Source organism: Chitinophaga sp. CB10 (assembly GCA_001870995.2).
Lineage (GTDB): Bacteria > Bacteroidota > Bacteroidia > Chitinophagales > Chitinophagaceae > Chitinophaga.
Window position 1 is genome coordinate 72,290 of record MLAV02000003.1, and the last position, 23,376, is coordinate 95,665.

The 23,376-nt window shown below is 50.7% G+C and carries 24 protein-coding genes; 11 read left to right on the forward strand and 13 right to left on the reverse strand.

The window, feature by feature from the left end; translation table 11 throughout:
- Positions 1 to 14 precede the first annotated feature (14 nt).
- Positions 15 to 959: an alpha/beta fold hydrolase gene (locus BOC67_RS05685; RefSeq protein ID WP_291908210.1), complete on the forward strand. Its 945-nt coding sequence runs from the start codon at positions 15 to 17 to the stop codon at positions 957 to 959.
- 184 nt (positions 960 to 1,143) lie between these two features.
- On the opposite strand, the gene BOC67_RS05690 is transcribed toward BOC67_RS05685, so the two are convergent.
- The 6 genes from BOC67_RS05690 to BOC67_RS05715 all read right to left on the reverse strand — a co-directional run bounded on the left by BOC67_RS05690 (position 1,144) and on the right by BOC67_RS05715 (position 7,888).
- Positions 1,144 to 1,710, reverse strand: coding sequence for a murein L,D-transpeptidase family protein (locus tag BOC67_RS05690; RefSeq protein ID WP_291908212.1), 567 nt, complete (start codon positions 1,708 to 1,710; stop codon positions 1,144 to 1,146).
- Positions 1,711 to 1,850: 140 nt separating this feature from the next.
- Positions 1,851 to 4,793 (reverse strand): pitrilysin family protein, encoded by a 2,943-nt coding sequence (locus tag BOC67_RS05695; protein ID WP_291908214.1) that lies wholly within the window; start codon positions 4,791 to 4,793, stop codon positions 1,851 to 1,853.
- A 160-nt stretch (positions 4,794 to 4,953) separates the two neighbouring features.
- Positions 4,954 to 5,331 (reverse strand): hypothetical protein, encoded by a 378-nt coding sequence (locus BOC67_RS05700; RefSeq protein WP_291908216.1) that lies wholly within the window; start codon positions 5,329 to 5,331, stop codon positions 4,954 to 4,956.
- A 30-nt stretch (positions 5,332 to 5,361) separates the two neighbouring features.
- Entirely contained in the window at positions 5,362 to 6,306 is a 945-nt protein-coding gene (locus BOC67_RS05705; RefSeq protein ID WP_291908218.1) for an outer membrane beta-barrel protein, read from the reverse strand.
- A 16-nt stretch (positions 6,307 to 6,322) separates the two neighbouring features.
- A complete protein-coding gene (locus BOC67_RS05710; protein WP_291908220.1) occupies positions 6,323 to 7,375 on the reverse strand; it encodes a hypothetical protein in 1,053 nt (350 codons plus the stop codon).
- Positions 7,376 to 7,402: 27 nt separating this feature from the next.
- Positions 7,403 to 7,888 carry an RNA polymerase sigma factor gene (locus BOC67_RS05715; protein WP_291908223.1) on the reverse strand — a complete coding sequence of 162 codons (486 nt, stop codon included), beginning with the start codon at positions 7,886 to 7,888 and terminating at the stop codon, positions 7,403 to 7,405.
- A 381-nt stretch (positions 7,889 to 8,269) separates the two neighbouring features.
- Here BOC67_RS05715 and kbl point away from each other — a divergent pair, with 381 nt between their 5' ends.
- From kbl to BOC67_RS05750, 7 genes are all read left to right on the forward strand, one after another.
- On the forward strand, positions 8,270 to 9,457 hold the full coding sequence (kbl, locus tag BOC67_RS05720) for a glycine C-acetyltransferase (protein ID WP_291908224.1): 1,188 nt from the start codon (positions 8,270 to 8,272) through the stop codon (positions 9,455 to 9,457).
- A gap of 129 nt (positions 9,458 to 9,586) precedes the next feature.
- Entirely contained in the window at positions 9,587 to 10,393 is an 807-nt protein-coding gene (gene blaOXA, locus BOC67_RS05725; RefSeq protein WP_291908225.1) for a class D beta-lactamase, read from the forward strand.
- 212 nt (positions 10,394 to 10,605) lie between these two features.
- The gene (locus BOC67_RS05730) at positions 10,606 to 11,631 is read left to right on the forward strand and encodes a VWA domain-containing protein (protein ID WP_291908226.1); all 1,026 of its coding nucleotides are present in this window, start codon (positions 10,606 to 10,608) and stop codon (positions 11,629 to 11,631) included.
- Positions 11,632 to 11,645: 14 nt separating this feature from the next.
- Positions 11,646 to 12,428 (forward strand): tetratricopeptide repeat protein, encoded by a 783-nt coding sequence (locus BOC67_RS05735; RefSeq protein WP_291908227.1) that lies wholly within the window; start codon positions 11,646 to 11,648, stop codon positions 12,426 to 12,428.
- Between the two features lie 168 nt (positions 12,429 to 12,596).
- Entirely contained in the window at positions 12,597 to 14,564 is a 1,968-nt protein-coding gene (gene ispG, locus BOC67_RS05740) for a (E)-4-hydroxy-3-methylbut-2-enyl-diphosphate synthase (protein ID WP_291908229.1), read from the forward strand.
- A 72-nt stretch (positions 14,565 to 14,636) separates the two neighbouring features.
- Entirely contained in the window at positions 14,637 to 14,909 is a 273-nt protein-coding gene (locus tag BOC67_RS05745) for a hypothetical protein (protein WP_291908231.1), read from the forward strand.
- A 164-nt stretch (positions 14,910 to 15,073) separates the two neighbouring features.
- Positions 15,074 to 15,967, forward strand: coding sequence for a LysR family transcriptional regulator (locus BOC67_RS05750; RefSeq protein ID WP_291908233.1), 894 nt, complete (start codon positions 15,074 to 15,076; stop codon positions 15,965 to 15,967).
- On the opposite strand, the gene BOC67_RS05755 is transcribed toward BOC67_RS05750, so the two are convergent.
- The 6 genes from BOC67_RS05755 to BOC67_RS05780 form a co-directional block, all read right to left on the reverse strand.
- Positions 15,968 to 16,474: a GNAT family N-acetyltransferase gene (locus BOC67_RS05755; RefSeq protein ID WP_291908235.1), complete on the reverse strand. Its 507-nt coding sequence runs from the start codon at positions 16,472 to 16,474 to the stop codon at positions 15,968 to 15,970.
- Between the two features lie 38 nt (positions 16,475 to 16,512).
- On the reverse strand, positions 16,513 to 17,262 hold the full coding sequence (locus tag BOC67_RS05760) for a metal-dependent hydrolase (RefSeq protein WP_291908237.1): 750 nt from the start codon (positions 17,260 to 17,262) through the stop codon (positions 16,513 to 16,515).
- A gap of 108 nt (positions 17,263 to 17,370) precedes the next feature.
- The gene (locus BOC67_RS05765; protein ID WP_291908239.1) at positions 17,371 to 17,862 is read right to left on the reverse strand and encodes a lipocalin family protein; all 492 of its coding nucleotides are present in this window, start codon (positions 17,860 to 17,862) and stop codon (positions 17,371 to 17,373) included.
- 131 nt (positions 17,863 to 17,993) lie between these two features.
- Positions 17,994 to 18,470, reverse strand: a complete 477-nt coding sequence (locus BOC67_RS05770) for a hypothetical protein (protein ID WP_291908241.1) — start codon at positions 18,468 to 18,470, stop codon at positions 17,994 to 17,996.
- A gap of 110 nt (positions 18,471 to 18,580) precedes the next feature.
- A complete protein-coding gene (locus BOC67_RS05775; RefSeq protein WP_291908243.1) occupies positions 18,581 to 19,066 on the reverse strand; it encodes a hypothetical protein in 486 nt (161 codons plus the stop codon).
- Positions 19,057 to 19,434 (reverse strand): sigma-70 family RNA polymerase sigma factor, encoded by a 378-nt coding sequence (locus BOC67_RS05780; RefSeq protein WP_291908245.1) that lies wholly within the window; start codon positions 19,432 to 19,434, stop codon positions 19,057 to 19,059. The genes BOC67_RS05775 and BOC67_RS05780 overlap by 10 nt, the downstream gene beginning before the upstream one ends.
- A 467-nt stretch (positions 19,435 to 19,901) precedes the next feature.
- On the opposite strand from BOC67_RS05780, the gene BOC67_RS05785 reads away from it, so the two are divergent.
- From BOC67_RS05785 to BOC67_RS05795, 3 genes are all read left to right on the forward strand, one after another.
- Complete coding sequence (locus tag BOC67_RS05785) at positions 19,902 to 21,173, forward strand: acetyl-CoA hydrolase/transferase C-terminal domain-containing protein (protein ID WP_291908247.1); 1,272 nt, start codon at positions 19,902 to 19,904, stop codon at positions 21,171 to 21,173.
- An 80-nt stretch (positions 21,174 to 21,253) separates the two neighbouring features.
- Complete coding sequence (locus tag BOC67_RS05790; protein ID WP_291908249.1) at positions 21,254 to 22,261, forward strand: lipid A deacylase LpxR family protein; 1,008 nt, start codon at positions 21,254 to 21,256, stop codon at positions 22,259 to 22,261.
- Positions 22,262 to 22,278: 17 nt separating this feature from the next.
- Positions 22,279 to 22,803, forward strand: coding sequence for a hypothetical protein (locus BOC67_RS05795; protein WP_291908251.1), 525 nt, complete (start codon positions 22,279 to 22,281; stop codon positions 22,801 to 22,803).
- 23 nt (positions 22,804 to 22,826) lie between these two features.
- Here the strand turns inward: BOC67_RS05795 and BOC67_RS05800 are convergent, their stop codons facing one another.
- Entirely contained in the window at positions 22,827 to 23,294 is a 468-nt protein-coding gene (locus BOC67_RS05800; protein WP_291908253.1) for an SRPBCC family protein, read from the reverse strand.
- Positions 23,295 to 23,376 lie beyond the last annotated feature (82 nt).

Consider the following 23,376-nt stretch of genomic DNA (forward strand, 5'->3'; position numbering starts at 1 on the left):
GAAACAGCTATTGTATGAAATTGCTCAAACGCCTCGGATACACGCTCCTAGCCCTCTTCCTCCTGTTGAACCTGATCGCCGCTTTTCATGCGTGGAAGTTCACCCACTTTTACGACGACCCCCATCATATCAATAAGAAGCCGGAACAGATGTCCGTCAGCGAAAAGATGCAGATGATCCTGCTAGGTGTTCGTATATCCAAGTCCGTTATAAAGCAGTTCCCGGATACGGTTTATAAAGAGGTGGACCTAACCACCGCAAATGGCATTCGTATCAACGCCTGGTGGATCCCTGTGGCCCACCCGGTTGGCAACGTGATCCTCTTCCATGGCTACAATGGTTCCAAACAGGGTCCGCTGCCGGAAGCGGCTTATTTCCGCAGCCTGGGCTACAATACACTGCTGGTCGACTTCCGGGCACATGGCAACAGTGGCGGGAATACCTGCAGTATCGGGTTTTATGAAAAGGAAGAGGTAAAGCTTGCCATGGATTATGTGCAGCGGCAATCCAAACAACCGATTGTACTCTGGGGCGTCAGCATGGGGGCCGCCGCCATCCTGAACGGCATCGCTCATTACGGGCTGCGACCTGCTAAAATAATTCTCGAATGCCCCTACGCCACCCTCGTGGACGCTGTCAACAGCCGCATGCGGGCCGTACGCCTGCCCACCACGCCGCTATCGCAGCTCCTCACCTTCTGGGGCGGACTGGAACAGGGCTTCTGGGGCTTTGGCATGCAGCCGGCCGCCTACGCCAAAAAGGTAACCATGCCTACGCTATACTTCTGGGGAAAGGACGACATCCGGGTGATGGCACATGAAACCCGGTCCATTTTTAACAACCTGGGTACAAAGCAGAAGCAGTTATATATCGTTGAAAAAGCCGGTCATGAATCGTTTTGCCGCAAAGTGCCGGCGGAATGGAAAAAGGAAGTACGGCAGTTCCTGCAAAAGCGGTAATAAAAAAGCGCGCACCATCCGAGTGGAGCGCGCCCCTTCACAGGATCATACCCGCCTATATATGTGGATTCATGGAACCTTCCTCAGCGGAACAGGCTCCATTACATGCGATCCGGGGAGCTATCCCAAATATAGACAGCGTCGCTGCCATCCGAAATCACCTGCGTATTCCTGTTAAAAAATCTTATTTCCTGATAACAACCGGCGTACCAACTTTTATGTACTCAAATAATTCGTTTACGTCCCGGTTTTTCATACTAATGCAGCCCAGCGTCCAGTTAATACGGCCATCCACATAGGCGTCCGTAATGCCGGAACCGGCCTCCACGCCATGTATCCCGATACCGCCGCCCGGCGTTGCAGAGGCAGCAATAAGGCCGTTTTCCTGCATAGCCCTGAACTTCTGTAAGCTTTCCTCATTCGGGTAGTCCAGCAGCAGGAACCGGCTCCACAATTTGTCTATCCGCTTGCTTTGAATATGAAAGGTTCCTTCCGGCGTGAGCCGGTCGCCTTCCCGGCGTTTATCCGCCTGGTCGCGGTTGCCGAAAACGACTTTGTAAATTTTCCGCAAGGTAACATCTTCATACACATACATGCGGTAATCACTTTTATCAATTAGTAAAAAGATCTTGTCTGCATCAATGTTTGAGGAGGTGAGTCGCACATTGTACAGATCATTGTTGTTCACAAACCCTGTCAACGTGCATAAAAACAACAGGGCTGCGATCCAATAAAGACGGCACTTTTCCATAGGGTATTCGATAATTCCCCCTTAACGCAGGACGACCTTCTTTTATTGTGTTTTTGGCCTGGCTGACCAACTCCTGTAAAAACACAGCGGGCAGACAATTAAATGCCTGCCCGCTGTTGATAATTATCCGAATGGATGACTTAGTAACCAAAGATTTCTTCCAGGGAAACCTTTTTCACTTCACCCAGTTTTTTCAGATCGTCCATATTTACTTTCTTCTCGCTGGCCACAATGCAGTAGATGTATGGCTTGTTGGCGAGGTTGCTGTCATGGAATTTCTTCACTTCATCGAAGTTCATTTTATCGATGGACTCGTACACCGGTTTGCGGATATCATAGTCCAGTCCCAGCTTTTGAGCGGCCAGGTAGCTGAAAATGATACCGTCATTGGTGATACGTTCGGTTTCGATATCCTGCTTCATGCTGAGCTTCGCCGTGGTCAGGCCTTTCTCTGAACGCGGAATGACATTCAGCAGTTCGTTCATGCCGGCAATAGCCTCGTTCATTTTATCGGCCTGGCAGCCTACATAGGCGATGGTAGAATACTTCTCATTCTTTCTGTCCGGAGCGGCATAGAAAGCGTAGGTGGAGTAAGCCAGGGCTTTGGATTCACGGATGGTCTGGAATACGATGGATCCCATGCCGCCGCCAAAGTAGTTATTAAACAGGTTGATGATAGCGGTATTTGACGGATCGTATTCGCCGTTGTTTCTTACCCAGTTAACTTCAGACTGCACCATGTCGTAATCGGCAAACAGCACCTGCGGCGTATTGGTAGCCTGCTTGCTGAATTTAACAGCCGGCGGCGCGGTGGCAAAAGTAGCCGGTACTTTGTGCAGGCGCGCGATATCCGCTTCTGCAGCAGCCAGGGTTTGAGGACCCCAGTAAATGATGGTGTGTTTGTAATTCATCAGGTTGTGCAGCATGTCTGTCAGCTCTTTTGCTGTCAGCGCATCCAGGTCAGCCTGCGGCAGGGTATAGTTGAAAGGATTCTTGGGACCATACATGGCGTAGTTGCTCAATCCTTTCTGGATGTTGCCTTTATTCAGCTTACTGTCCGCCCGCACTTTATTCAGGCGGCTTTTCAGGGCAGCCAGCGCAGCGTCGTTTGGCTGGCAGTTAGCGATGATATGCTCGAATAAGGATACTGCTTTGTCAAAGTTTTCCTGCAGGCCGCTGATCGTTACAGTGGTGTTTTCGCTACCGGCCTGTACGCTGAAGTTACAAGCGATGTTGTAGAACTCTTTACTGATCTGATCTGCGGTATATTTATCCGTGCTGAGGAACTGCAGGTAGCTGGCAGCCAGCATCAGTTTTTTATCGTTCAGGGTACCGATGTCGAAACGGTAATAGAGGCGGAACAGGCCATTGTCCTTGTTCTGCACGTATAAAACATCGGCGTTGCCTACTTTACCTTTCTGGATGTCTTTCTGGTAATCGAGCCACTGTGGCTGCACCGGCGTGGCCGGCATGGCGGCGATCTGCTCCAGGAATGGGGACTGTGCTTCCCTGTTTACTTCCACCGGCGTGATGGCAGGTTTTTCTACTTTTTCGATATTCTTATCTTCTCCTTTACGTTTGTACAGGAGTACGTAGTTGTTGCCCAGGTATTTGTTGGCGTAATCGATGATCTGCTGTTTGGTAACAGTGCTCATATCGGTTACATAGGCCACATCAGAAGCCCAGTTTTTACCGCGGCTTTTGATAAACCCGTCCATCATACTGTTGGCGCGGTTGCCGTTGTTTTCCAGGCCTTGCAGTTCGGAAAGTTTGGCGTTGTTCACGATGGCTTTAACGAGCGACTCATCGAACTGGCCTTTTTTCAGGATGTCGATCTGGCCGAGGAGCAATGATTTGACATCTTCCAGGGATTGGCCTGGTTTGGCTTTACCGGAGAGTATCAGGATGGAATAGTCTTTCCATTGCAGGAGGTCAGCGCCGGCGGAGAGTACTTCCTGTTTTTTATTCAGGTTGAGGTCAAACAGTCCGGCTTTGCCATTTTGCAGGATGGCGGACATTACGCCCAGCAGCAGGTTGGATTTGGTATCCAGTGCGCCCGGCATTCTGAAGGCGATCATTACATTTTCCGCATCCGGGCCCATCACTGTTTTTACGATTGGCGCAGCGATCGGCTTTTCAGGCGCCGGTTTATATTCTTTCACCGGCTTCGGCTTCATGTAGCTGAAGCGCTGGTCAATGACTTTGATGACATAATCCGGATCGAAGTCGCCCGCCATTACGATGGCCATGTTATTAGGCACATAGTACTCGTTGTAGAACTGGCGGATAGCCTTGAGGTTCGGATTTTTCAGGTGTTCCACGGTACCGATGGTAGATTGCTGACCATAGTTGTTGGTAGGGAATATGGTGCTCAGCATGGTTTCGTACATCTTACGGCCATCATTGTCCAGTCCGCGGTTTTTCTCTTCGTACACGGCTTCCAGCTCTGTATGGAACAGGCGGAAAACCGGGTCCCTGAAGCGTTCTGCCTGTACGGCCAGGTATTTATCCACCGCGTTGGAGGGGATATCTTCCTCATAGATGGTTTCTTCCGTCCAGGTGTGGGCGTTGGTTCCCTGCGCGCCCATGGCCGTCATGAGTTTATCGTACTCATTGGCAATGGCGTATTTGGCGGCAATACCGGAGACGCTGTCGATCTGGCGGTACACTGCTTTGCGGGCGTCGGCGCCGGTGGTTTTATTGTATTTGTCGTAGAGAGATTCAATCTGATCGAGGTAAGGCTTTTCCTTTGACCAGTCGAGCGTTCCGTATGTCTGTGTGCCTTTGAAGAGCAGGTGCTCCAGGTAGTGGGCCAGTCCTGTATGATCCTTGGGGTCATTGTTACTTCCTGCGCGGGTACCGATCAGGGTCTGTATCCTTGGATCTTTTTTGTTAACGCTGAGGATAACAGTGAGTCCATTTTTCAGGGTGTAGAAACGGGCCTTCATCGGGTCGTTGGTTACGTACTTGTAGGTGTAACCTCCCGAGCTGGCTTCTTTCCACTCGTATTTATCCTGTGCTCCGGCCATTGAAAATGAGCCTGCGAGCACAAATACCAGGGTCGCCTGTTTAAGAATTCTCATAAAATGATTGGTTTTTTAAAAATAGCACTCAAATATAGCCGGAACTATAAAAAAAACCTGTAAATGGGAGAGATAAATATATAAACGGCAACAGGAGGCCGATTACAACCGGTTGTAATTATCCAGATGGAGGGAAAGGTACGTGTAACCGAGAGGGTTATCAGGGGTTTAGCCCGGCGAGATGGCGGGAGGACGGCTTGTAGTTCACCGTGCTGACAAACATGGAGTCTACCTCGCTTACCGATGAAGCCAGGAGGATATTGTTTTTGCGGCCGGACGGGCGCCTGGCGCCGGAATGGGGGCGATAGACTTTTGCCGGCAGGCTGGCGTACACGGGGGCAGTTATTGCCTGGCGCTCCAGGGCATCTGCCGCGGCAAAGATCATCAGATCGTTATCCACAGGGCTTCCCGGGCTAGCCAATGCAGGAATGTTTTCTTCGGGTTGCGTTCCTACATGAACGCCGAGCAATCTCTTATCACAGGAATGTACCCATGCAATACAGCCAATGCAGGCCATAAGGGCAACTAATGAACGCATAATTTCAATTTAGCTTCTGGTCAAAAACATTTAGAATCCGTTCAGGCGTAAACCGATGGAGAACGGATACTGCTGCAAACCGTAGTCGTGCAGGGCGGTAAGCGCAAAATTAGCATACAGTTTAACCGGTCCGTAGCCCAGTTCACTGGCGAGGCCGAAGCGCCATTTGTTCAGATTGAAGTCGTCTGTTTTCCGGACTTTTCCTCTTTCTTCACTTACCTGTTTGGTTCTGCCTTTCAGGAGGTAACCTCCCTGAACCCCGAAGCTGGCCTGGAAGGCGCGCCCGGGCCGGGCAGGGTTGGAATTGAAGTTCAGCATTACCGGAATTGATATGTATTCGGCGAAGAGCTTGTTTTTCGAAAACTCTACCGTATCACGGATGATAGTGGTAGGATAGCCCGGCTGATAAGTAATGTTACGGGCAAATCGATAGTTATTCATTTCCAATCCTACAGCATATAACAAGTTAAGTTTGTGTTTTGTTATATTAAGTCGCTGTTCCAGCAGCCAGATATTAAAATTGATAGATTTTCCGGTGATCAGCTTGAATTCTGAAGGGGTGAGCGGCTCGCTGGCGGACCTCGGGGCCATGGTTGCCAGGCCTACGGCAGAGTAACTATAGGCGTCCTTATTGGCCGTCAGCTGGGTATATTGGTTAACCCCTGTGAAATAGTTTATATATGCGGCGCCCATGTAATCGCTCCGGTCAATATAGTTATTGAACCCGAGGTCGAATACAAAAAACTTAGTCTGCAGATTTTTTTTGAGTTTATTTCTCGCGTAGGCGGTATCGCTGTAGAACTTGTAGCTGTTACGGCCTTTATCGTTCTTACTCTTTATGATGATGAGCCCTTTAATCTGGATGGTATCAGCCGTAGCTGCGGGGTCTTTGTATGTATCAACAGCTTTCTGGGCATGAGTTAATCCGGACCACAACATCAACAGCAACAGTGTGAGTAAACTTTTATGCTTCATATGCTATTTTCAAATATTATTTATTCCTTTTCCGGGAGAAAAATTTAGCTACGTTCGTCACCTTATCCAGGATTTTGCTATCGCTGCCGCTTACTGAAATGATCAGTTCCCCTTTTATGCTTTCCTGTGCGGGATGGCTGGCGGCCGTGTTGGCGCTGGTGGTAGTAGCGTTGGCGGCGATCACCGGTTCCTTTTCTGCCGGCTTATCCGCGGTCATCGGATGGGCAGCGGCTACGGCAGGGGTGTTTGCAGCGGGATTTTGTTTTTCAACAATTTCCTGGGAAGCGTTCCTGGGCGGCGGCAATGGCACTGCGGAGACCTCTGGTTTATTCACCTGGCTGGCGGCAGCGGTTTGCGGAGCGGCTTCCTGGCGGGTGGCGGCGGCTTTATGTTTTACGGCAGCCGGCATTTTTACGGTGCTCTTTTCTGCGGAAGGAGGCGTTGTGACAGTATTTCTGTTAACTAAATCGTCGTCCTGATCCAGTACCGTTGGGGCTGGCGCCGGCACGGGTGTATTTTGCGGGGTAACATGCGCCAGCGTAGGTTTTGCGGGCGACTGCTCCTGTTCGGTATTGAATGGCAGGAGCCATACCAATACTCCGGCTACCACGGCAGCGGCGGCGCCCCACCATACAGGGGAGATGCGGCGTACCGGCGTTTTGGCGGTACGGTAAAGGGAGGCCTTGTCCGCGAAAGGAATATGCTCCGATGGGTCCAGCCGGGCGGCCTGGAATTGGGCCAGGGTTTTAACTGCTTCGGAATTTGCCTGCAGGTGGCTGGTAAGTTCCAGCTGGCCGGCAGTATTCAGTTCGCCGTCAATATAATCGAGCATGAGGGCCTGTATGTGCTCATCGGCAGCCACGCCTCTGTACAGGGACTGCTTTTGCTCAAACACTACCTCCTCATCAGGCGTCAGCCGGATGCTTTGCAACAGTTCCAGCTCCTGGCGGATGGCCGGATGCTGCTGCAGGAAGGCTTCCAGAGCTGCCTTTTCTTCCCCGCTCAATTCGTTATCCACGTAGCTGAGCAGGTAAGACTCATAGTTTGATATGTTAATATCTATTGACAAACTGAATTATTAGCAATTATAATAATATCAAATTACATTTTCGATCTTTACGAGGTAGTTCTTCAGGTGAATCCTGGCCCTGTGCAGGTACACCTTCACCTGGGAGGGGTTCAGATTCATGATTTCTCCTATCTCCTCGTAACTGTACCCTTCATAATCCTTCAACATCACGAGCGAGCGTTGTACTTCGCTTAGCTTGGCCAACGCCTGGGCAATTACTTCCCTGGCATTGTTCACTTTATGGTCGGATACCTTTTCCTCTTCCTTAAACTGTTCTACCAGTGTAATGCGCTTCACCTTACGGACATGGTCGATCATATTGTGGTAGCCCACTGTAAACAGGTATGACTTGGCCTTTTCAAAAGGCACATCCTGGCAGTGCTTCCACAATATTTCGAATGAGTTCTGTACTACGTCCCGGGCATCTTCCGCGTTCTCCAAATTCTTGACAATGAACCGAAAGAGATTGTCCGAGTACAGATCCACACATTTATTGTACTCCTTTTCCGTCATTCAGGTGGCGCGGGATTTAAGTGCTAAGTTCCGACAAATACTTCAATGCCAATCCCCGGATCTCCCGGTTTTATTATCCCACACCGCAAACCAAACATTCTTGCACACATACCAGTTGCAGGGAACAGTTATAACCAGCTGACTCTCTAAATTTTATATATTTGAAGAATTAATAACTCCTTCTTTATAAGTCAATTGCATCAGTCTAACCAATCATGGCATCAATAATCATGATATTATTATGACGGAAAGCGGTAAGTAAATGTTACACCTCAGTCAAACTTTTTACATCAATCTCCTGTTCTGACCTAAACGATTGATAATCGTAATATTTTAGTGCTGCAACAAGCAATTACAAGGTTTAAATCTGAAAAAAATCACATGAATACCAAGTTTACTGCCCGCTTACGGGAAGAACTGGACGAAATCAATAAGGCCGGTCTGTATAAAAGAGAGCGTATTATCACTTCTGAGCAGGGTGCGGAAATACAGGTTGGGGGCAAGACTGTAATTAACTTTTGCGCCAATAACTATCTGGGGCTGTCGTCCCACCCGGCGGTAATCAAAGCTGCCAAGGATGCGATCGACACCCACGGCTACGGTATGAGCAGCGTACGTTTCATTTGCGGTACCCAGGACATTCACCGTGAGCTGGAAGAAAAAATCTCCAAATTCCTCGGCACTGAAGATACTATCTTATACGTAGCGGCATTTGATGCCAACGGCGGTGTATTCGAGCCCCTGTTCGGCGAGCAGGATGCCATCATCTCCGACGCGCTTAACCACGCTTCTATCATCGACGGGGTGCGCCTTTGTAAAGCGCAGCGCTTCCGTTATGAACATAACAACATGGCCGACCTGGAAGCCAAGCTCCAGGAAGCCAAAGATTGCCGCAGCCGCATCATCGTAACGGATGGTTCTTTCAGCATGGACGGCACCATTGCCCAGCTGGACAAGATCTGCGACCTGGCGGATAAATACGATGCCATTGTAATGACTGACGAGAGCCACTCTTCCGGTTTCCTCGGCAAGACGGGCCGTGGTACGCACGAATACCGCGGCGTAATGGGCCGGGTAGACATCATCACCGGTACCCTCGGTAAAGCCCTTGGCGGCGCATCCGGCGGTTTTACCAGCGGTCCTAAAGAGGTGATCGACATCCTGCGCCAGCGCAGCCGCCCGTACCTGTTCTCCAACTCGGTAGCGCCCAGCATTGTAGGCGCCTCCATCGCGGTGCTGGATATGCTGAGCGAAACCACTGCCCTGCGCGACAAGCTGGAGTACAACACCAAATATTTCCGCACGAAAATGACGGAAGCCGGCTTCGACATCAAACCGGGCGACCACCCGATTGTGCCGGTAATGCTTTACGACGCCGTGCTGAGCCAGCAATTTGCCGATAAGCTGTTGCAGGAAGGTATCTACGTCATCGGCTTCTTCTTCCCGGTGGTGCCAAAAGGCCAGGCCCGCATCAGGGTGCAGCTGAGCGCCGCCCACGAACAGGAGCACCTGGACAAGGCAATTGCCGCCTTTACCAAAGTGGGTAAAGAGCTGGGTGTGATTAAATAAGGCAGGAGTTCCCATCCTCATAAATGCTGAACTGGCGCAAGGTGTGGCAAATGATTGCCTTCACTTTGCGCCATTTGGCTTTTTGCTTTCATCATTATACTTACTTTTGCAGCTACCAAATAACAGATCATGATCAAAAAACTCGGCTGGGTGCTGGCTGTTGTCGTTACATCCTTGGCAGCCTGCGCTCCCAACAACGTAAAAGAAGAAAAAAGCTGGGAAAAATACTTCAGAGAATACAAGGTAGAAGGTACCTTCATGCTCTTCAACAACAGCAACGGCGTTTTCAAGGTCTATAACCTGGACCGCGCCAAGGAAGCATTCCTGCCAGCGTCTACTTTTAAGATCTTCAACTCCCTTGTAGGCCTGCAAACAGGCGTGGCTAAAGATACCAACCTTGTCATTCCATGGGACGGCGTTACCCGCGAAATGCCGGAGTGGAACAAGGATCTCACCATGGGCGAAGCCTTCCGGGTATCCGCAGTTCCCTATTACCAGGAGTTAGCCCGCCGCATTGGCCAGAAAGGCATGCAGCTCTGGCTGGATTCCGTGAAGTACGGGAATATGAAGATCAGCCGTATTGACACCTTCTGGCTGGACAACTCCCTGAAGATCACCCCGGATGAGCAGCTGGGCCTCGTTAAAAAATTGTATTTCGATCAGCTGCCTTTCTCCAAAACCGCGATGAGAGAAGTAAGGGGCATGATGCTGCGCGAAAAGACGGACAAGTATGAACTCTTCCACAAAACCGGCTGGGGCAGGGAAGGTAAAAAACATATCGGCTGGATAGTAGGCTGGATCGAAGAAAACAGGCATCCTTCCTTCTTTGTACTCAACATTGAATCCGAGGATCCGAACTTCGATATGGTGAAGGCGCGTAATGCCATTATGCGTAACATTCTTACCGATGCAGGATATTTTAAGGGAGAGATGTAATTTAAATTTTTACAGGTGGCCGCGTCTGCGGGCGTTGGACCACCGGAAAAGGGCCAGGCGCATGTGCGCCTGGCCCTTTTGCTTGCTGCGGCCTAACCCGACCGTTAAAAATTACCTAAACCCTGTACCAGTCACTTGGAATACGTTACAAAAAAATTATTTTTGAGTTCTTACCTGGTTTACTACCGGTAATGAATATCTTAAAATAGAATATGTTACGATTTCAGCATAGCGAGTATTTATGGGCATTGACCCTCCTGCTGGTTTTACAGCTGGCCTTCCTGGCTGTATCCTGGTGGAAACGCAGGTCTATCAAGCGTATTGGCGATCCTGCGCTGGTAGAAAAGCTTTTTACCGGTTACTCCCGCAAACTTTTTGTGCTTAAATTTTTCCTGATATTCTTCGCCTTCTTCTTTGGCGTGGTGGGCCTGGCCAACCTGCAAAAAGGCAGCCGTATGGAGAAGATCACCCGCAAAGGAGTGGATGTGATGATTGCGCTGGATGTGAGTAAGAGTATGCTTGCCACGGATGTACAGCCCGACCGTCTTACCCGCGCCAAGCAGCTGATTACCAAGTTGATGGACAAACTGGAAAACGACCGTATCGGCCTCGTGGTATTTGCCGGCAACTCCTATTTGCAAATGCCGCTGACCATCGACTATTCCGCCGCCAGGATGTACCTCAGCACCGTATCGCCGGACATGATCCCTACCCAGGGAACCGCGATCGGGCAAGCGATCCAGACTTCCGACGATGCCTTCAATAAAAAAGAGCGTAAACACAAGGCCCTCATCCTGATATCTGACGGGGAGGACCATGACGAAACCGCCATTCAAAAAACCAGGGCCGCTTTTGACAACGGCGTGGTGGTAAACACCATCGGGATCGGCTCTACTACCGGCTCTCCCCTGCCTGATCCTGAGACCGGCGGCTATAAAAAAGACCGGGAAGGTAACACGGTAGTATCCAAACTCAACGAAGCCGAGCTGAAAAGCATTGCCTACGCAGGCCACGGCATCTACGAACACCTGGATAATAATACCGACGATGTGGTGAACTCCCTCGCTGCAAAAATCGACAGCATGGAGCAGAAAGAGTTTGGGGAAAATATTTTCACGGATTATAACAGCTATTTTCAATATTTCCTGGGCATAGCCCTGGCTTTGTTACTGATAGAATTCTTTATCCCGGAGGTACGCCGTAAGAAAAAGGAAGAATTGCCATCTTCAGTAGCATAACAACCGTATAACGCATGAAACTACAGTTAGTAAAATATGGATTTATCTGCATTGCAGTGCTGACAAGCCTTTCGGCTGCAGCGCAGCAAAAAGGATCCGGCAATAAATACATCCGCAAAGGCAATGAACTGTACAGTAAACAACAATTTGCCGACGCGGAGGCCAACTACAAAAAAGCGCTGGAGCAAAATGCGCAATCTGCCGCCGGTAACTATAACCTTGGCAACTCCCTCTACAAACAAAAAAGGTATGAGGAAGCCCGCGCCCAGTACGCCAACAGCCTGAAGCTGACGGATAAGAACAACCTGAAATCTGATGCGGATTACAACATCGGCAACACTTTCATGGAAGATAAAAAGTGGGAAGAGAGCATCAAGTCGTACAAACAGGCGCTGAAAATAAATCCAAAGGACGAAGACGCCCGTTACAACCTCGCCTATGCGCAGGCCATGCTGAAAAAGCAGCAGCAACAAGGCGGTGGCGGCAACAACAAGGATAAAAACCAGGATAAGGACAAAAAAGACAAGAATAAAGACCAGAACAAAGACCAGAAGGATCAGAATAAGGATCAGCAAAACAAGGATAAAGACAAGCAGAACCAGGACCAGCAGAATAAGGATCAGCAGAATAAGGACAAGCAGGACCAGGAACAACAGAAGCCTGAGCCGCAGCCGAGTAAAATGAGCAAGCAGGAAGCGGAAAGGCTCCTGCAGGCTTTGAGCCAGGAGGAAAAGAAACTCCAGGATAAAACCAAGAAAGCCAAAGGGCAGGTGGTTCCGGTTGAAAAGGACTGGTAATCAAATGCTTCCATATAATACGCCGCCCGGTAGCGGCGCGATAACAACAAAGAGCGAGGGCCATTGGTCCTCGCTCTTTGCTGGGCGCTTAAACTTAATGTAGCTTTACTGTGGGGAAAATTGAAGCCCACTTTCTTAACTTTGCACCTGCAAGGAAAAAATAATCGCATGCAGCTTTATTGCAACTCATTAACATCCTACAAACGTCTGGACACCTTAGAGGTGAAAGTGGGGGATCTCCTGATAGGAAACCATCACCCTATCCGCATTCAGACGATGACCACTACCGATACAATGGATACTGCCGCTACCGTGGCTCAAACCATACGTTGCATCGAAGCAGGCGCCGAGCTGGTAAGGATCACTGCCCCCAGTAAAAAAGAGGCAGAAAACCTGCTGGCCATAAAAAAAGAACTTCGCCGTCAAGGTTATCATACACCCCTGGTTGCCGATATTCACTTTACGCCCAATGCCGCGGAAATAGCCGCCCGTATTGTGGAAAAAGTACGTATCAACCCAGGGAACTACGTAGATAAAAAGAAATTTGAAACCCTGGAATACACTGATAGTGAATACCAGGAAGAGATTGACCGTATCCGCGAACGCTTTACGCCGCTGGTGAAAATTTGCCAGGAGCACGGCACGGCCATGCGCATCGGCACCAACCACGGCTCCCTGAGCGATCGTATTATGAGTCGGTACGGCGATACCCCGATGGGCATGGTGGAAAGCGCCATGGAGTTCCTCCGCATTGCGGAAGACCTCCGTTACCGCAACATCGTGCTGAGCATGAAGGCCAGTAATCCGCAGGTGATGGTACAGGCTTACCGCCTGCTGGTGCAGACCATGCAGCAGGAGCTGGGCCACTGTTATCCGCTGCACCTCGGCGTAACGGAAGCCGGCGACGGAGAGGATGGCCGTATCAAATCCGCCATAGGTATCGGGACCTTGCTGGAAGACGGCGTAGGCGATACCATCCGCGTATCCCTGACGGAGGACCCGGAGTTTGAACTGCCGGTATGCCGGGACATTGTGAAGCGTTATACCAACCGTACCGCCACCCCGGAGGCAACGCAGGCCCCGCTGATCCACGTGCCTTACTCTCCTTTCAACTACAAGCGCAGGGACAGTGAAGCCGTTGAAAACATCGGCGCGAAACAGGTGCCCGTGGTGGTTGCCGATTATAGCAACGCTACTGCGCTGCAACCGGCGGACCTTAACGCGATCGGGTACACGTATGATGCGCTGAGCGACAAATGGAACATTGCAGACGCTGCGGCGGATTATATCTATACGGGAGAGCATATACCGGCATTTGGACTGCCAGGCACTCTCCGCGTGCTACTGGACGCCAGGACGTGGCACTCACTGCCGGATAAAGGTATTTTTCTCCCCTATTATAATATAAACGAGTTTTTACAGGCCTGCGAAGCAGGGCAAAAAGCCAAAGAACAGTTCATTGCGGTGAACTGCGATCACCTGGATACGCCGGAGATATCCGCGCTGCTGCAACTGGCGGCAGACCCGCAACAGGCCGCGTCCATGGTGTTCTGCGCAAGCGGCACGGGGCCCACGGCGATGGCCAATGTACGCCGGTTCTTCATCCTGCTGCTGGAAAAACATATAACCGTTCCCGTTATCATCCATAGCGGGAGTGAACAGGAAACGAACGACCAGCACCTGATCCACCACGCGACAGAGGCGGGCGCGCTCCTGCTGGACGGCTTCGGCGACGGCATCTGGCTAACGAATCCGCCAGCGGATGCCAGCCAGTACGCGCTGCTGAATAACATTGCGTTTGGCATTTTACAGGCTACCCGTACCCGTATTTCCAAAACGGAATACATCTCCTGCCCTTCCTGCGGCCGCACCCTGTTTGACTTACAGGAAACCACGGCGCGCATCCGCGCGGTTACCCATCACCTGAAAGGCGTGAAAATCGCCATTATGGGATGTATCGTAAACGGGCCGGGGGAAATGGCGGATGCCGACTTTGGCTATGTGGGCAGCGGCGTTGGCAAGATCACCCTCTACAAAGGGAAGGAAATTGTGAAGAAGGGCCTTAACAGCGATGTAGCGGTGGATGAACTGATTAACCTGATCAGGGATAACGGCATGTGGGTGGAGAAAAATTAAATCTACCTTAAAAAGCTCAGGCATTTGGGTAATTCATGAAAAAATTTCTTAATTTTTAGGAAAGATTTTTTTATGAAAAAGTTTCTGACCGGCCTGATGGCACTTATGCTGATCGTTTCAGCCGCCATAGCGCAAACACCTGCAACAGCCACTAAAAAAGAGGCCACCAAGAAAGAAGCCGCCGCTACGGCTCACACGAAAAAAGATGGTACGCCGGACAAGCGGTACAAGGAAAACAAGCAGACACCTGCTACCGCCAAAGCCGAAGGGCCTAAGAAAAAAGACGGTACGCCGGATATGCGTTACAAATCCAATAACAAAAACGCAGGCAAAAAGAAATCATAAGTACGAAAGCGCCGGTAAACGGCGCTTTCGTTTTTTAGAGGGCGGTCATAAAGCAATTGCTATTATGCGCCTGTAGTTTTGCGCAGGCCAACGCCAACAGCCGGCCATGTTTAACGCGGTAAATCAGCTTATCCATAATAGCGGATTTTAAGTATTTTTATCGCATGTTCGATTTCAGACTCAAAGTTTTTCATACCGTAGCGAAGCGCCTCAGTTTTACCAAGGCTGCCGAAGAGTTGTACATCTCCCAGCCGGCAGTGACCAAGCATATCCACGAACTGGAACAACAGCTCGGTATGGCGGTATTTGAGCGCATCGGCAACAAGATCAAGCTGACCCGCGCCGGGCAGCTGGTCATGCATCATACGGAAATTATTTTCGCGGATTACCGCAACCTGGAATACGACATCAATCAGCTCAAACATACGCAGGGCGGTATGCTGCCGATCGGCGCCAGCAGCACGATTGCGCAGTACCTCATCCCGCCGCTGATGGCTAAATTCAACCAGCGCTACCCGGACGTTAAGACTTCGCTGACCAGCGGCAACACCGAGCAGATAGAGCAGGCGTTGTTCGAAAAAAGCATACAGCTGGGGATTATAGAAGGAAGTTCCAAGAACCCGCAGTTAAAATATGTGGAGTTTGCAAAGGACGAGATTGTACTCGTGGGCAATTCCAGGCATGCGTACGGCAACGGCGAGCCATTGACGCCGGCGGAATTAAAAACCATTCCCCTGCTGATGCGCGAACATGGCTCCGGCACGCTGGAAGTGCTGACGGAAGAGCTCAAGCGCCTGAAGCTGAAAATTACTGATCTCAATATTGCCATGTACATGGGCAATACGGAGAGCATCAAATCCTACCTTTATCATGCGCCATGCGCGGCGTTCCTTTCCCTGCAGGCAGTACAGCGGGAGCTGGAAGCGGGAGAGTTTATGGTGTTGCCCATCCGGAATTTCAAGCTGGTGCGCAAGCTGCATTTCACTTATTTACAGGGGCAGCAGGACAAGCTGGCCCAGTTGTTTATCCGTTTCACCCGTCAGAACATTTCCGAATAGTTATTTTTTAGGGAGATGCCAATAGAGCATATCGCCGGACTTGTAGCCCAGGCGCATGCCCAGCTTCTGCAATACGCGCAGGGAGCTGATGTTGGCCGCATCGCATTCAGCGACGATGCGTCGTACAGGCGTTGCCGTGAAAGCCCAGCTGATGAGCGCGGCGGCGGCTTCCTGCATATAGCCCTTGCCGCGGTAGGCGGGTAAAAGGTAATAACTGATTTCGGCCTGCCCGTTTTTATCCGGGCGGCCTTTGAAGCCCACGTTGCCGATCACCGTTCTTTCCGCCCGGGTAACGATGATCCAGACCAGCCATGGGAAGGCTTTGGGATCGTGTTGCAGGGATTCGATAAAATACGGTATCATTTCTTTCAGGTCTTCCGACGGCCATTCCGCCGGGATGTAGGCGTCCAGTTCTGTAGCGGCATGGTCATTCCCCAGGTATATATGTGTCAGTAAAGGTAACCGGCACGGATATACCATTAGCCTGTTCGTTGTCAGGGGTAACATAATAGTTGGTATTATGGATAAAATATTCGGTCAGTTTATTACCACTGTTTCAGCTTCAGCCCGGCGGTGTCCAGCTCTTCGCCGGCTTTCAGGACGTGTATTTCCAGGTGGGAAAGGTCCTGCGTCAATTCTTTTAATCGTTCAGGCGTGCCTGTTAGCGCCGGGTAGGTCCCGTAGTGACAGGGGATGACGTGGTGTACTTTCAGCAGCCTGGTGGCGAAGGCGGCTTCCAGCGGCCCCATGGTAAAGCGGTCCCCTATTGGCAGGATGGCGATGTCCGGTTCATAGATTTCTCCGATCAGGCCCATATCGCCGAAGACGGAGGTATCGCCGGAGTAGTAAACGGACACGTCGTCGCTCAGCCAGATGATGAAGCCGTTGGTAGCGTGGAGGTAGCCGTATTTGCCATCGGGCTGGGTGATGGATGCCTGGTGAAAGGCGTTGGTCATGGTGACCCTGCAATCCATCAGGGATACGGTGCCGCCGAAATTCATGGGTTCAAAGGCATGGGCGGGCACGCTGTTGTTGGTCAGGTAGGCCCTTACGCCCGGGCTGGCGATCACTTTAGGGGAGTTATTGCGGATGAAGTCAATAATCTTTTTGTCCAGGTGATCATCGTGGCCATGCGTCAGCAGTATCAGGTCCACCTGCGGTGGAATGGTAGTGCCGGCGGGGAGAAAAGGATTGTCTGTGTACCATGGGTCTATCAGAATGACTCTTCCTTCCGGGGTAGTTATCTGAAAACTAGCATGGGCAAGGAACTTGATTTTGGTGTGCTGCGCGCTCATAAAAATTGCCGGTTTTACTGCTTACCGAATATACTATTTCTGGTTCGCATAAAAAAAGCCGTTCCAGGCGATTTCCGGAACGGCTATACGAAATTTTATAGTAGCGGATTACTGGCGCTGTAAGGTGTAGATGATCGCGGCGTTGTTGCCTTCGAAGTTCACATTCGCTCTCCAGGTCATGGTGCTGCCAGCGCCCAGCACGTCTACACGGTAGCCGTCGGTCACGTTTTTAGCTTTTTCGCCGGAGTAGAGTTTTTTGAACTGGAACTGCATACCGTTAGCGCCTTTGAAGAGGGACCATACGATCTTCTGGGAGGCTGGCGCGCAGTTGTTATCGCTGGCGTTGAGGGTGTAGGAACCCATGGCAGCGTTATCCGGCAGTACCCACTGGCTTCCGATGAAACATTTAGCTTCTGCCTGATCAAACACGGTTACTTTAGCGTTATCAGGAATCCCTTCGTACTTAACATCGGTCAGTACCCAGTTGCCTTTAACGGCGGCCTTGTTAATGTCGGTAGTTACGCCTTGTTTTGGAGTGCAAGCAGATCCGATAATAGCGATCATTGCGAGCAATACAGCAGCAAATGATAAATTTTTCATGGAAAGTGTATTAGTTTATTTTAAATGCTCTTGTTGATAACAACATACTGTGTACCAATATGGTTTAACAGGTTGAAATCGCCGGCAATTTCAGCATTTGCAATAAACGTACCAAATGAAATTATAATGTGTCAGCGGGCGGCTGGCGGGGCGGGGTAATTATAGTGGATAATGGCGTCCTGCAGGCGGTTTACCTGTTTGTACAGGTACCAGGTAGAGGCGGCCGGGGCCATGGTGATGACGCACATGGCGATGAAGGCGCATCTCCACCAGATGCTGACGGTAATTTTCCGTTTCCAGCCGGGATTGAAGGGAATATAGTCGTTGTGACGGGCGTGGTGGTGGTTCGTATAGTTACCGCCGTTATATGGTTCCTGGTTATACCGCTCGCGGATCTCCTCCATTACCCTGGCTTTGATGGCTGGCGGCGGTTTTACTGCTTCTGCGAACACCATGGTTTCCAGGCGCAGCTCTACCGCCTCTGCTTCCATGCGCAGGGCCGGATATATCTCCCGGAGGTATTGCAGCTCGGCTTCCTGCTCCGGAGTAGCAAGCCCAAGCAGACACCGCTCGATGATACCACTGTCAATATATTCCTTAATATTCAAGATTAATAATATAAGTGTGTCAAGCTAACTAATAAATATATTAGTAATAATACTTACGTCTTTGAATGGTAACCGGATTCTCAATTTGAAAATATTTTTTTCAATTAACCCTATACCTGGGAAACGGTAATGGAGGAAGGATAATTGTACAGACTTGATTTTTTCTGCTCTTCTTTTACCTGGGCGTACTTCAGGAAATAGAAAATGGCAAAAAATAATAGGATTTTAGCCAGTAAAACCAGGAAAATGAAGAACAACCGCCAATTTTTGTGTACCATTATCTGGTCCCCGTCTTTGGGCTGGATGTTGATAAAGGTATAGTTGGGGGGAGGATCGGCTGAGGCTCCGCCACCGAAGCCGGCGCCGGCGTCTTCCCAACGAAAGCTTTGCATAACGCGGTCCTTTACCTCTGCGGGAGGCAGCACGGCTTCGTCGAAGGCGGCTCTCTCTATCCTGCGCTCTACGATCTCGATCTCTGTTTCGAGTTCAGGATAAAGTTTTCTCATCAGCTGAAACTCTTCCGCTTCAGCTTCCGATACGAGTCCTAAGACATAGGATTCAATAATCCCGCTTTCTATGTAAAACTTTAGTTCCAACTGTCTGACAAGAATTTTCTGAAAGCCTTCATGGCAGCTTCCAGGATTTCATTTACCTGCCCTTCTGATATTGCCATCATACGGGCTATCGTTGTTGTTGATAATCCTCTGAAATAACACAACCGGAATACCTGTTGCTCTGCGGTGGGTAATCTTACATAAAACCGCTGTAACACCCCTTCTTCGTTCCTGATCAATTCGGTACCGATCAGGGAGCCTTCCGGGACAGCTTCCTTAATGGCCATTTCCCGTGTTTTTCGTAACAGCCAGGCAAATAGCGTTTTGTAGCCGGAGGTCTGGTAGCTGTTGATATTCCGATATACCCAGGTAAACACCCGGACCATCACATCGTTGGCTTTATCCTTCACGGGAACCAATTGTAGCACCAAGCCGTACAAAGCTGCAGCATACCGGTCATAAAGATATTCCCTTGCTGCAGGGTCCCCCATAGTAAGCCTATCTATCAGCGCTTGCTCACTTATATGTGCCAGATCTCTCCGCAATTAGTAGTAGTACCGGTTTAGATTGCTAAAATATAACATTTGAGAGGTATTTAAATCAGCCTAAACGGCAAAACTTATACACACTTTCAGCTAGAATGGACAACTCCGATTACGGAATAGGCCATAGCAGGCAGTTTGGCTACATGTGCATTTTTTAGCATGTATGTGTCCCATCTCCCCTGACAAAAAAAACACCACTAACCCACTGCCAACAATTGGCGGTTCCTGCTTGTTCATTTTCCCGGAAAAGCCTGCCCGCTGCGGGAACATGATATCGCTCATTTTTCAGCAGCTGCCGGCAGGTTACTTTAGCATGGTAAAAACCCGCAAATATGCCCTACACATCCGCCGCAGCAGCCGTAAAGCTTATCCAGTCCGACAATACCGTTTTCATTCATACCGCCGCCGCCACGCCCAAACTGCTCGTCAGGGAAATGGCGCACCGTAGCCACGAACTCCGGAACGTACGGCTGGTGAGCATTCACACGGAATGGGAGGCGCCCTATGCCGATGCGGAACACGTGAACTCCTTCCAGGTAGATACCTTCTTCGTGGGCAAAAACATCCGCAAGGCCGTCAACGAAGGCCGCGCGAATTACGTGCCCATGTTCCTCAGCGAAATCCCCAAGTACTTCCGCTCCATGGACCACCCGATAGACGTAGCGCTGATCACCGTTTCCCCGCCGGATAAAAACGGGTACTGTACCCTCGGGGTCTCCTGCGACGTGAGCCGGTCAGCGATTGAACTGGCTCCTGTGATTATCGCGGAGATCAACCCTTCCATGCCCCGGGTATTGGGCGACGGGGTTATTCACATCTCCCGCATCACCGCCGCTGTGGAAGCGGATTACCCGATATACGAACAACAGGTGAATGCGCCCAGCGATATTGAAATATCCATCGGCAAACACGTGGCCTCCCTGATTGAAGACGGCGCGACCCTGCAAATGGGCATTGGCGGCATCCCCAACGCGGTGCTGCAGTGCCTGGATACGCATAAGGACCTCGGTATTCATACGGAAATGTTTTCCGACGGGATCATCGACCTCGTGGAAAAAGGCGTGATCACCGGCCGCAAAAAGGCCATACAGCCGGGTTTGCTCATTTCCAGCTTCGCCATCGGCTCCCGGCGTTTGTACGATTTTATGGATAATAATCTCATCGTGCGGCTGCTGGATGTTGAGTATGTCAACAACCCCACCAATATCCGCAAGAATCCGAAGGTAACGGCCATCAACAGCGCGATTGAGATTGATATTTTCGGGCAGGTTTGCGCAGACTCCATTGGTATCCGGCAGTACAGCGGCGTAGGCGGACAAATGGATTTTATGCGGGGCGCCGCACTCTCGCAAGGCGGCAAACCGATCATCGCCATCCCGGCGGCTACCTCCAAAGGCATTTCCCGCATTGTATCCCGGCTGCAACCCGGCGCCAGCGTTGTAACCACGCGGGCGCATGTCCACTACGTGGTAACGGAATATGGCATCGCTTACCTGCAGGGAAAAAACCTGAAACAAAGAGCCCAGGAGCTGATCAACATCGCTCACCCGGACCACCGGGAACAGCTCTCCCGCGACGCTTTTGAGATCTTCAAGATCTTCTGACGCCTCATTTAACGCCGGCAGGTACAACAATGCGCTGCGATCGATGGTTATTTATTCCGACAGGCAATAATTTCCGTAGCATGAAGATAGCTTTACTATGTATCGTACTGATGGGGATGCCGGCTGTGGCACTGGCCCAGCTCACCCAAAATGCTACCCGGCTCCTGCGGATATACGAAGATGACGACTTCTTCAACATCTGGGGCCGGGGCACCGATAAGGCTTACAGCAATGGCACCCTTATCGGGTACCGCTATATGAAATTCAAACAAAGCCGGTTTGTGGACAACTGGCTGATGCCCAAAGCCGGCAAACAGGCCATCAACGTTTGGGAGTGGAACCTCATGCAGATTATGATCACGCCGAACAATATCAGTGATACGGCTTTTAACCCGGATGATTACTATTATGCCGGCGCCCTGTTTGCCCGCCATGAGCTTACTTCCTACAATCCGCTCAAACAATACAGTCTGCACTCGGAGATACTCTTTGGCGTAATGGGGCCGCTGGCGTTTGCGGAAGAAACCCAGACGTTTTTCCACAACCTCATACACTACCAGAAGCCTAAAGGCTGGCAACACCAGGTGCCAAATGCGCCGCTGCTGAACTATAACTTCACTTACGAGCGCATGCTCTATACGCCCAGGCCTTTCCTGGAAGTGGTGGGCAGCGCCAACGCCCAGGCGGGTACCATGGTGGCCGCCCTGCAGGCGAAAACGGTGATCAGGGTGGGAAAATTGAATCCCTACTTCGGGAATACCGACCTGAAAACCGCTACCAGGAACAAGTTCCAGGTGTATGCCTTCGGCAACCCCATGTTCAACGTCGTTTTTTACAATGCGCTGTTGCAGGGAGGCATTTTTAAATGGCGGAGCGGCGATTTTATGGACCTGTCGGCCCAGCAGGAAACGAGGATGAAACATTTCACGGTGGGCATTGATTACGGTGTGGGCCTGGGCTTCAACAGATGCTCCGTCATCTATACCCAACAAACCAGATCCGCATGGATGCGCGGTACGGGCAAGCACAGCGTGGGCAACATTTCCCTGCTGATCTCATTATCCAAGGCCCCGCCGCCGGCTCAATAACCTTAAAACGAATGAATATGCGCAGATTTTTTATGCCTGTAGCAATGCTGATACTGGCTGCAGCCTGCCAGAACAACCCTCAGCAACACACGGAGGATATGGACAGCACAGTGGCCACCACGCCTGATCCTGTTACGCAGCTGGATGTAACGCCGCTCTCCGGTTTTTTTGTGAAGAATACGGTAAAGGTTAGCGACAGTCTTACCTTTTGGGTGATCGACAACCAGCAGAGTTTTGACAGCCTGTTTGGCGTTGCCAAAACGATGAATAACAAGATTGTTGCGCCGGACTTCGGGACCAGCATTGTAGTGGCGGCTACCATGCCGGCAACGTATTACGGCACGCAGCTTTCGCTGGACTCGGCCACGCTTAATACGAATACGAATAATGCGGCGCTGCATTTTTCTGCGGCGGCCAGTGCGGAGAAGAGCAGCTATGCTGTTGTGCCGCTCTGGCTGGGGGCTATTCCGAAGACAGGGAAAACGGCTATTCAGCTGTATAACGGGGACCAGTTGGCGACCACGGTGAATGAGCAGGAATAGGGTTTTGACAGCTGGTAACCCACTCACATCTTCCCAAATACCTCGGCTATCCTGCCCGTCCTGTAAAGAAACAGCTCTTCCAGTTGTTTCTTTACAAACAGGCCATGGGCCAGCGTCCCCAATACGCCCAACGGCAATTCGTAATGTACGAGGTCCCGCATGCTCACCCCACCGGGCACTTCCTCGAAATGGTGCTCATGGCGCCACATCCGGTAAGGCCCTTTCCGCTGCTCGTCCACAAAAAAACGCCGGGGATGTACATGGGTAATTTCCGTCACCCAGGTCAGCGGAACGCCCAGTACCGGGCTTACCTTATACGTGATGATCTGCCCCGGGTAAATGCTGCCCTGGTGCGGAGCGGAGGTCACACGGAAACGCATATAGGAAGGGGTAATGGCAGCCAGGTTGCCGGGAGCTGAAAAGTAGTCCCACACAGCCTCCAGCGGGGCCGGGATAAGTTGTACGCGTGAAAGGGAATAAACTGCACCCATGAGTTATCAACATTAAAGTAACACTGTAATTTGTAGTACCGCAAGTACGTTTAAGTTAATGTATTTTTGTTCATTGGTTGTA

Excerpts from the sequence above, each read along its gene's own strand:
- BOC67_RS05685 (WP_291908210.1), top strand. The coding sequence starts at position 15 with ATGAAATTGCTCAAACGCCTCGGATACACGCTCCTAGCCCTCTTCCTC.
- BOC67_RS05690 (WP_291908212.1), bottom strand. The coding sequence starts at position 1,710 with ATGGAAAAGTGCCGTCTTTATTGGATCGCAGCCCTGTTGTTTTTATGC.
- BOC67_RS05695 (WP_291908214.1), bottom strand. The coding sequence starts at position 4,793 with ATGAGAATTCTTAAACAGGCGACCCTGGTATTTGTGCTCGCAGGCTCA.
- BOC67_RS05700 (WP_291908216.1), bottom strand. The coding sequence starts at position 5,331 with ATGCGTTCATTAGTTGCCCTTATGGCCTGCATTGGCTGTATTGCATGG.
- BOC67_RS05705 (WP_291908218.1), bottom strand. The coding sequence starts at position 6,306 with ATGAAGCATAAAAGTTTACTCACACTGTTGCTGTTGATGTTGTGGTCC.
- BOC67_RS05715 (WP_291908223.1), bottom strand. The coding sequence starts at position 7,888 with ATGACGGAAAAGGAGTACAATAAATGTGTGGATCTGTACTCGGACAAT.
- kbl (WP_291908224.1), top strand. The coding sequence starts at position 8,270 with ATGAATACCAAGTTTACTGCCCGCTTACGGGAAGAACTGGACGAAATC.
- blaOXA (WP_291908225.1), top strand. The coding sequence starts at position 9,587 with ATGATCAAAAAACTCGGCTGGGTGCTGGCTGTTGTCGTTACATCCTTG.
- BOC67_RS05730 (WP_291908226.1), top strand. The coding sequence starts at position 10,606 with ATGTTACGATTTCAGCATAGCGAGTATTTATGGGCATTGACCCTCCTG.
- BOC67_RS05735 (WP_291908227.1), top strand. The coding sequence starts at position 11,646 with ATGAAACTACAGTTAGTAAAATATGGATTTATCTGCATTGCAGTGCTG.
- ispG (WP_291908229.1), top strand. The coding sequence starts at position 12,597 with ATGCAGCTTTATTGCAACTCATTAACATCCTACAAACGTCTGGACACC.
- BOC67_RS05745 (WP_291908231.1), top strand. The coding sequence starts at position 14,637 with ATGAAAAAGTTTCTGACCGGCCTGATGGCACTTATGCTGATCGTTTCA.
- BOC67_RS05750 (WP_291908233.1), top strand. The coding sequence starts at position 15,074 with ATGTTCGATTTCAGACTCAAAGTTTTTCATACCGTAGCGAAGCGCCTC.
- BOC67_RS05755 (WP_291908235.1), bottom strand. The coding sequence starts at position 16,474 with ATGTTACCCCTGACAACGAACAGGCTAATGGTATATCCGTGCCGGTTA.
- BOC67_RS05760 (WP_291908237.1), bottom strand. The coding sequence starts at position 17,262 with ATGAGCGCGCAGCACACCAAAATCAAGTTCCTTGCCCATGCTAGTTTT.
- BOC67_RS05765 (WP_291908239.1), bottom strand. The coding sequence starts at position 17,862 with ATGAAAAATTTATCATTTGCTGCTGTATTGCTCGCAATGATCGCTATT.
- BOC67_RS05785 (WP_291908247.1), top strand. The coding sequence starts at position 19,902 with ATGCCCTACACATCCGCCGCAGCAGCCGTAAAGCTTATCCAGTCCGAC.
- BOC67_RS05790 (WP_291908249.1), top strand. The coding sequence starts at position 21,254 with ATGAAGATAGCTTTACTATGTATCGTACTGATGGGGATGCCGGCTGTG.
- BOC67_RS05795 (WP_291908251.1), top strand. The coding sequence starts at position 22,279 with ATGCGCAGATTTTTTATGCCTGTAGCAATGCTGATACTGGCTGCAGCC.
- BOC67_RS05800 (WP_291908253.1), bottom strand. The coding sequence starts at position 23,294 with ATGGGTGCAGTTTATTCCCTTTCACGCGTACAACTTATCCCGGCCCCG.